The sequence below is a fragment of the Nonomuraea sp. NPDC049504 genome, assembly GCF_040676845.1.
Taxonomy (GTDB): Bacteria; Actinomycetota; Actinomycetes; order Streptosporangiales; family Streptosporangiaceae; genus Nonomuraea; species Nonomuraea salmonea.
On the sequence record NZ_JBFAPT010000069.1, the window covers coordinates 1 to 8,208 of the forward strand.

The 8,208-nt window shown below is 69.1% G+C and carries 8 protein-coding genes; 4 read left to right on the top strand and 4 right to left on the bottom strand.

Features of this window, described 5'->3' with window-relative positions; genetic code table 11:
- Together AB0K28_RS51375 and AB0K28_RS51380 are read right to left on the bottom strand one after the other, a co-directional pair.
- Positions 1–167: roadblock/LC7 domain-containing protein (locus tag AB0K28_RS51375; RefSeq protein ID WP_355432774.1), on the bottom strand; the 167-nt coding region annotated here is incomplete at its 3' end.
- A gap of 67 nt (positions 168–234) precedes the next feature.
- Complete coding sequence (locus AB0K28_RS51380) at positions 235–3,093, bottom strand: nitrate- and nitrite sensing domain-containing protein (protein ID WP_364385926.1); 2,859 nt, start codon at positions 3,091–3,093, stop codon at positions 235–237.
- 482 nt (positions 3,094–3,575) lie between these two features.
- Between AB0K28_RS51380 and AB0K28_RS51385 the strand changes: the two genes are divergently transcribed.
- Genes AB0K28_RS51385 through AB0K28_RS51400 form a run of 4 tightly spaced genes read left to right on the top strand, consistent with a single transcriptional unit; the run spans position 3,576 to position 7,188 of the window.
- Positions 3,576–4,562, top strand: a complete 987-nt coding sequence (locus AB0K28_RS51385; protein ID WP_364385929.1) for an ABC transporter substrate-binding protein — start codon at positions 3,576–3,578, stop codon at positions 4,560–4,562.
- Positions 4,559–5,335: an ABC transporter permease gene (locus AB0K28_RS51390; RefSeq protein WP_364385932.1), complete on the top strand. Its 777-nt coding sequence runs from the start codon at positions 4,559–4,561 to the stop codon at positions 5,333–5,335. The genes AB0K28_RS51385 and AB0K28_RS51390 overlap by 4 nt, the downstream gene beginning before the upstream one ends.
- Positions 5,332–6,129: an ABC transporter permease gene (locus AB0K28_RS51395; RefSeq protein WP_364385935.1), complete on the top strand. Its 798-nt coding sequence runs from the start codon at positions 5,332–5,334 to the stop codon at positions 6,127–6,129. The genes AB0K28_RS51390 and AB0K28_RS51395 overlap by 4 nt, the downstream gene beginning before the upstream one ends.
- 18 nt (positions 6,130–6,147) lie before the next feature.
- Positions 6,148–7,188, top strand: coding sequence for a methyltransferase (locus tag AB0K28_RS51400; RefSeq protein ID WP_364385938.1), 1,041 nt, complete (start codon positions 6,148–6,150; stop codon positions 7,186–7,188).
- A 122-nt stretch (positions 7,189–7,310) separates the two neighbouring features.
- Here AB0K28_RS51400 and AB0K28_RS51405 read toward each other — a convergent pair whose 3' ends face one another.
- Positions 7,311–7,898: an ATP/GTP-binding protein gene (locus tag AB0K28_RS51405; RefSeq protein ID WP_345397954.1), complete on the bottom strand. Its 588-nt coding sequence runs from the start codon at positions 7,896–7,898 to the stop codon at positions 7,311–7,313.
- Positions 7,879–8,208 (bottom strand): DUF742 domain-containing protein (locus AB0K28_RS51410; protein ID WP_364385941.1); only part of this gene is annotated, 330 nt, incomplete at its 5' end. The genes AB0K28_RS51410 and AB0K28_RS51405, both read right to left, overlap by 20 nt.

An 8,208-nucleotide genomic window follows, 5' to 3' on the forward strand; every position in this document is an offset into this window, starting at 1 on the left:
GCGATCGCAGCCAGCTGATCAGCACGATCAGCAGGAAAACCCGCCGACGCCGCCAACGGCAGACCATCGGACGAGACCACCACCGCGTGCGCGACCCCCGGAACGGTGCTGACGAAGTCGGTGATTAACCAGTCCACCCCGCGTGCCGCGTGGCTCAGGTCGTTCATACCTTCTCCTCCGCCGGTCGCATGAACGACAGTCGGCTGCGTTCCCCTGGCCGCTTGTTGCGCTCGCTCATGCGCCCTCATCCCTACTGTTATCCCTGGGGCCGGACCCGTACGTCCTGCCCTCGCTGATGTCGTCGCGCGCGGCCCTGAAGCCCTGCTGGAAGCTGGACAACCGGCTGCGCACCCGGTCCGGTGAGACGGCCGGCATCGGGGCGACGCCCTTCGGCGCCGAGACGGTGTCGGCCGAGCCGGGCACCAGGTTCGCCTTGGGCACCCGCTTGGGCAGGCCCGCGGCGGTCGCGCCGTCGCGCACCGGCTCGCGTACGGCCTCGGCCGCGCTCCAGCCCGCGTCCGCCTTGGGCGAGCTCCACGTCGCGTCGGCCGCGGCGGCTGCCTGGTCGAACCACGCCGACTCCACCGAGGCGAAGATCGGCAGGTATTCGCCGTTGCCGCCGTTGCCGGCGGCGCCGCCGCTCGGCGGGCCGGACGGGCCGGACGGGATCGCCGGCATCGGGCCGGTGGCCGCGGACTCGGTCTCGGGGAAGTCGAAGGAGTTCGGCGCAGGCGGCGCGGCCTCGACGCCGCGCATCCACGGGCGGGTGTCGTCGGACAGTCCGCCGCGCTGGGGCAGGCCGCCCTCGCGCTGGGGCAGCCCGTTCTCCCGCAGCCCGTTCTCGCGCAGTCCGTTGTCCCGCAGCCCGTTCTCCCGCTGGGGCAGCCTGCTCTCGCCGGCGGCGGGGCCGCGCGATGCCACCCAGACGTCGTTGGAGGAGTCGCTGGACATCCAGCCGCCGGCCTCGGCGGGCAGGGCGGGGCTCGACGGCCACGACCCGGGCGGCGGGACGGCGTCCGTCGAGGGGTAGGACGGGTAGGACGGGTGTCCGGGGCCGAGCTGGAACGACGAGGCCGGCCACGAACCGCCCTGGGGGGCGTGCTGCGCCATGGGGAAGGACTCTTCCCTGGAGGCGGCGGGGGCGGCGCCCGCGTACGACGGGGCCTGCGGGCCGAGCAGCGACTCGGGGATCAGCACCATCGCGGTCAGGCCGCCGGAGCCGTGCGGGCGGAGCTGGACGCGGATGCCGTGGCGGTGCGCCAGCCTCGCGACCACGAACAGGCCCATCCGGCGGGAGACGGAGACGTCCACGGTCGGCGCGTCGGTCAGGCGCTCGTTGGCCTGGGCCAGCTCCTCGCCGGTCATGCCGATGCCGGAGTCGGTGATGGAGAGCATGATGCCGCCGCCGTCGATCCTGCTGCCCGAGACCGGGACGCGGGTCTCGCGGGGCGAGAACGACAGCGCGTTCTCGATCAGCTCGGCGAGCAGGTGGATGACGTCGTTGACGGCCTGGCCCGCGATGGCGACGCCTTCCGGCACCTCCAGTACGACGCGCTCGTAGTTCTCGACCTCCGACAGGGAGGCGCGGGCGACGTCGACGAGCTGGACCGGCTGGCTCCAGCGGCGCGGGGGCTCCTGGCCGGCGAGGACGAGCAGGTTCTCGCTGTTGCGCCGCATGCGGGTGGCGAGGTGGTCGAGCTTGAACAGGTTGCCGAGCCGCTGCTCGTCCTGCTCGCCCTGCTCCAGGCCGTCGATGAGGGTGATCTGCCGTTCGACGAGGGTCTGGCTGCGGCGGGACAGGTTGACGAACATCGCGTTGACGTTGCTGCGGAGCTTGGACTCCTCGCCCGCCAGCCGGACCGCCTCGCGGTGCACCTCGTCGAAGGCCCGCGCGACTTCGCCGATCTCGTCCTTCGAGTTGATCTCGATGGGCGGGACTCTGAGTTTGTCGGGGTCGATGTCGGTGTTGCGGAGCTGGCGGACCAGGTCGGGCAGCGTGTGACCGGCGATCTTGAGTGCGTCGCTGCGCAGCCGCCTGAGTGGCCGTACGAGCGAGCCGGCCATGAGGGCGGTGATCGCGAGGACCAGCACCAGCAGCACGACCACGATGCCGATGTTGATCGCGGCGAGTTGCCTGTCGCCGCTCGCCACGTCGGCGCTTCGGGTGGCGACCTCCTCCGCCAGCGACTTCTGCACCTGGTGCAGCCGGTCGACGGTCTCGGAGATGGAGTCGAACCAGAGGTCGACGTCCTTGGAGGTGGAGTTGTCGAGCCTGCGCAGCGGGGTGGCGGTGTTGTGCAGCAGCACCGCGCGGCTGATGTAGAACTCGGCGCGGCCGATCTTCTGGCTGGCGACGGTGTTGTCGAAGTTCTGCCGCTGTGCGGGGGTGGAGACCGCGTTGAACGAGGCGCGCTCGCTCTCGCGGCGGGAGCCCGCGTCGAGGAAGCCCTTGAACTCCGGCTCCTCGAACCTGCCGCGGACCAGCGCGATCATCAGCAGCGCCCGCTGCTTGGACGCCTCCTCCTCGGCGCGAGCGATGGTGCGCAGCGCGGCGGCGGTGGAGGTGAGCTGCTCGTCCGTGGAGCCCTGGCCGAGCTCGTCGTAGACCTGCAGCAGGTCGGCGATGATCTCGGAGTACGTCTCGACCGTCGGCAGCGGCGGCAGCTGGTCCTTGGTGTACGTCGTGCGCAGCGAGCCGAGCTGGGCGAGCCGGACCTCGATGCGGTCGAGGGTCCTGCGGCCGATGTCGGACAGCGAGTCGCGGGTCTCGGCGGCGACCGCCTTGGTCCTGTTGACGCTGGCGTCGACGATCTCCTGCTGGCTCTTGAGCCGCTGGCCCTCGGTCGCCCGCTTGTTGGCGGCGACGAAGCGGCCGGCCAGGTCGCGTTCGAGACCAAGGTCGCGGGAGAGCTCGCCGAGCTGGCTCACCAGCCGTCCCACGTCGCTGATGAGCTGGTACTGCTGTGCGCTGCTGATCGAGTCGGTGACCCGCAGCCCGCCGAAGATGACGCCCACGATCGTGGGAATGGCGATGAGGGCGATGAGGCGGGTTCGCACGCGCCAGTTACGCAGCGCGAACGGGCTGCCCGACACGGGCTGCTGTACCTGCGGGGCTTCTAAGCCCGCAGAGTGATCCGGTCCGTCCGGAGCCCTGCCACGACCGGACTCGGTCGTTGTTGTCCTCACTGGTGGCAACCTCTCGCCATGGCCTGCTTAAGGGGGGTTCAGCGGCTTCGTCACAAGGACGAGTGATCGCAGGCAAGTTCGAGGCCCAATTTGAGCACAAACCTCATACTTAGGCCAACGTCTCGGGTGTTTTCAACCGTTCCAAATGACACCTTGTTCACGTGGCGAGCCCTTGACCACGGAGCGCAACCAGCACCTCAATCCGGACATACAACCCATAAACCTACTTTATGCCTATATTTACATCTATATCCCTGGACAGTCATCTTTAGCAGATAAAGTGCATAAACGCGGCATAGTGCTGCCGTTTGGATCTAGCCTCCGGTACGCTTCACGCCCGGCATACAGTGCCGATCTCCAGAAGCTTCCCCCTGGTAGGAGAACCCCCCATGACACGCAAACTGCGCTGTAACGCCATTGCTGTCGGCGTCGCAGTCGCTCTGACTCTTGCCGGCTGCGGCGGATCCGACGACCCTGGCACCACGTCGGCCGACAGCGGCGGCCTCGAGAAGACCACCATCAAGGTCGGCGCCCTGCCCGTACCTGACCCGGTGGCTCTCTATGTCGCAAACGAGAAGGGCTACTTCAAGGAAGAGGGCCTGACCGTTCAGCCGACCGTCATCACCGGTGGTGCCGCGGCACTTCCGCAGATTCTGAGCGGCGCTCTGGACATCTCGATGACCAACTACGTCTCGACGTTCGCGGCGGTCAGCGAGGGCAAGAAGATCAAGCTCGTCGCCGACATGTACCAGGCGGGCCCGAACACCTTCAACCTGATGGTGCCGAAGGATTCGAAGATTCAGACCGTGGCTGATCTGAAGGGTAAGACCATTCTGGTCAACAACCTCAACAATGTCGCCACGCTCACCACGCTGACGCAGCTCAAGGTCGCCGGATTGACGGCCGACGACGTCAAGTTCGTCGAGAAGCCGTTCCCCGACATGGGCAACGCGCTGCTCAGCGGCCAGGCCGACGCCTGCTGGATCACCGAGCCGTTCATCACCGCCAACCAGAGCCAGCACGGCTTCCGCAAGCTGGCGGACGTGATGACCGGTCAGACCGCCGACCTGCCCATCGCCGGCTGGATGGCCACCGAGGACTGGGCGCAGAAGTACCCGAAGACGCTGGCCGCCTTCCAGCGCGCGATCGGCAAGGCTCAGCAACTCGTCTCCAGCGACCGCAAGGAGATCGAGGCCATGCTGCCGAAGTACACGAAGATCGACGCCAAGACCGCTTCGGTGATCACGCTCGGCTCCTTCCCCAGTGAGCTGAACGCCAACCGTCTGCAGAAGGTCGCCGACCTCATGCTCGAGTACGGCTACCTGAAGAGCCCCATCGACGTGAAGTCGGTCATCGCGGCTCCCGCGTCGAAGTGACGATCGCACGTCTGCTCCGCGGCGCCGCCGGCGCCGCGGGGTTCCTCGTTGCCGGGGAGCTGGTCATCCGCTTCGGCATCAGTGAGGACCTGCAGTTCCCCGCACCGTCGACCATCCTGCTCGAAGCCGTGCGCCTGCCCGCCGACCCCGACTTCCTGGCCGGGCTCGGCGCCACCCTGACCAACTGGGTGCTGGGCCTGCTCATCGCCACCGCCATCGCCGTGCCGGTGGGCGTGCTGCTCGGCGCGCTCGCGCCGGTGGAGCGGGCGATCAGACCCGTGCTGGAGTTCCTGCGGCCGATCCCGAGCGTGGCGATCATCCCCCTGGCGATCCTGCTGATCCCGGTGGACGAACTCATGAAGATCTCGGTCATCGTCTACGCCTCCGTCTGGCCGATCCTCATCAACACCCTGTACGGCATGCACGACGTCGACCCCCTGGCCAAGGAGTCGCTGCGCAGCTTCGGCTTCGGCCCCCTCGCGGTGCTGACCAGGGTGAGCCTGCCGAGCGCCGCGCCGTTCGTCGCGACCGGCGTCAGGATCGCCGCGGGCATCGCGCTCGTCCTCGCGGTCAGCGCCGAACTGCTGGCCGGCGGCGTCGCCGGGATCGGCGTCTTCGTCAACCTGGCCGGCAGCGGCAACAGGACGGACCTGATGATGGCGGCCACGGTCTGGGCCGGCGTCCTCGGCGTGCTCGCCAACGTGCTGCTCCTGGCCGGCGAGCGCCGGTTGTTCCACTGGCACCGGATGCGGACGGGGGCGTCGGAGTCGTGAAGCTCCTCACCAAGATCTGGGTCATCCCGGCCCTGCTCGTCGTCTGGGAGTTCGCCGCCCGCGCGGTCGGCAACACCGACTTCCCGCCGCCCACGACGATCGTGGCCGCCATGTACGAGCTGTGGTTCTCGGGTCCGGCCAGCCGGATCTTCCTCACCGACGACGCGATCGACAACATCCTGCCCAGCCTGGGCCGCATGTTCGGCGGCTGGATCCTGGCGGCGCTGATCGGAATCATCGCCGGCATGCTGCTCGGCCGCTCCCGCACGGCGACCGACTACGTGGACCCGCTGATCGAGTTCGGCCGCTCGCTGCCGCCGCCGCTGCTGATCCCCGTGTTCCTGGTGCTCCAGGCCGGGCTGCACTCGCCGTACGGTGTGCTGATCACCCAGCTCGCGACCATCGTGTTCGGGGTGGTGTGGCCGGTGCTGCTCAACTCGATCGACGGCGCCAGGGCGATCGACAGGACGTACACCGAGACCGCCACCGTCTTCAACCTGACCAGGTTCCAGCGGCTGCGGGTGGTCGTGCTGCCGGCCGCCTCGCCGAAGATCTTCGCCGGGCTGCGGCTGAGCCTGTCGCTCGCGCTGATCCTCATGGTTCTCACCGAGCTGATCGGCGGCAGCGACGGCATCGGCTACCAGCTCCTGCAGGCGCAGCGCAGCTTCGACGGCGCCGCGGTGTGGGCCACGATCACGCTGCTCGGCATCCTCGGTTACGTCGTCAACTCCTTGTTCGTGCTGGCCGAGCGCCGTGTGCTGGTGTGGCACCGGCAGGCCACGCGCAATCCTTGACCTCCCCTGGAAGGACTCATGCCGCATTCCGACGACCTCCTGTGGGGTGCCCTGGGTGACATCTCGCGTTTCGCCGCCCTGCTCACCATGGCGGAGCTGGGCGTGGCCGACCATCTCGCGCAGGGCCCGCTGAGCACGCCCGAGCTGGCGCGGCGGGCCGGGGCGCACGCGCCCTCGCTGCGCAGGGTGCTGCGCGAACTGGCCGCCATGGACCTGGTCAGGGCCGTGCAGGCAGACGCTGAGACAGACGCTGAGACAGACGCTGAGGCGGACGCGTACGAGCTGACCGAGCGGGGCGGCGCGCTGCGCTCGGACGCGCCCGGCTTCGTCCGCTCCTCGATCCGCATGCTGGGCGAGGAGGGCTTCTGGTACGCCATGCGCACGCTGCCCGACACCGTGCGCACCGGCCGCTCGGCCTTCATCGAGCAGTACGGCCCCCTGTACGACTACCTGGCCCGCAAGCCGGAGTCGAGCACGCTGTTCGACGACTACATGGCGGCCAGGGCGGTGCCGTTCACCGAGGGCCTGTCCGAGCGCTACGCCTTCCCCGCCACCGGGACGATGGTGGACGTGGCCGGCGGCAAGGGCCACATCCTGGCCACCGTGCTGCGCGCCAACCCCGGGCTGCGCGGCGTCCTGATGGACCTGGAGCACGTGGTGGACCACGCCAGGCAGGCGCTCGCCGAGGAGGGTCTGGCGGAGCGCACCGAGGTGGTGGCGGGCGACTTCTTCGCCGCGGTGCCGTCCGGCGGTGACGTCTACCTGCTGGCCAGCATCCTGCACAACTGGGACGACGAGGACTGCGTCAAGATCCTCACCAACGTCCGCACGGCCATGAACCCCGGCGGCCGCGTCCTCATCCTGGAGGTGGTGCTCCCCGACGACGAGCGGCCGCACCTGGGCAAGGACATCGACCTGCGGATGCTGGCGATCTTCAACGGCGGCGCGGAGCGCAGCCGCGACGAGTACGCGGCGCTGCTCGGCCGGGCGGGTCTGGCGATGAGCGACGTGGTCGAGCTGGGCTCCGGCGCGAGCCTCATCGAGGCCCGGCAACGATGACAGAGCAGCGATGACAGAGCAGCGATGAGAGGGCAGCGCTAGCAGGGCCGAAGCGCGGGTGCCGCGTCCGGCGAGCCGGGAAGGGGCACGGCTCGTCGCCGGCGCGGCACCGGAGCCGGGGGTCAGCCGCCCCAGCCCGGCACTGCCATGCGGACCGACAGCGCGTGCTCGACGAGCTGGATGAGCGCGTTCTTGACGGAGTCCTTGGAGCGGGCGTCGAGCCGCACCATCGGGATGTGCGGTGCCAGGGTGAGCGCGTCGCGCACCTCGGCGTCACTGTGCGGATATTGGCCGTCCCACCCGTTCACACCCACCACGAACGGGAGCTGGGCCTCCTCGAAGTAGTCGATGGCGGGGAAACTGTCGGCGAGCCGGCGCGTGTCGACCAGCACGACCGCGCCGATGGCGCCCCGCACCAGGTCGTCCCACATGAACCAGAACCGGTGCTGCCCGGGCGTGCCGAACAGGTACAGGATCAAGTCGCGGTCGAGGGAGACCCGGCCGAAGTCCATGGCGACGGTCGTGGTCGACTTCAGCGGCGTCATGCCGAGGTCGTCGATACCCGCGGAGGCGTCGGTCATGACGGCCTCCGTGGTCAGCGGCATGATCTCCGACACCGCGCCGACGAACGTCGTCTTGCCCACCCCGAAACCTCCCGCCACCACGATCTTCGTCGAGGTGAGCCCGGGGCTAGAGCCTGCGAAGTCCACTTAGAACCCTTTCCAGCAGATTTACGTCCGGCCGACCGGCGTCCAGCTGTGGCTGGTGCACGCGGACCAGACCTTCGGCGGCCATGTCAGCGATCAGCACCCGGACCACGCCGAGCGGGATCCGCAGCAGGGCCGACACCTCCGCGACGGACCTGACCTGCCGGCACAGTTGGCTGATCGCCTGGTACTCCGGCGTGATATGCGAGAACTCCCGCTGCTCGGCGGTCGCCGATGACACCAGGGCCTCCATCGCCAGCTTGACCCGCGGCGCCGTCCGTCCACCGGTCACGGCGTAGGGGCGGACGGGCGA

Coding starts and splice junctions, on each gene's coding strand:
- AB0K28_RS51385 (WP_364385929.1), top strand. CDS start 3,576: ATGACACGCAAACTGCGCTGTAACGCCATTGCTGTCGGCGTCGCAGTC.
- AB0K28_RS51400 (WP_364385938.1), top strand. CDS start 6,148: ATGCCGCATTCCGACGACCTCCTGTGGGGTGCCCTGGGTGACATCTCG.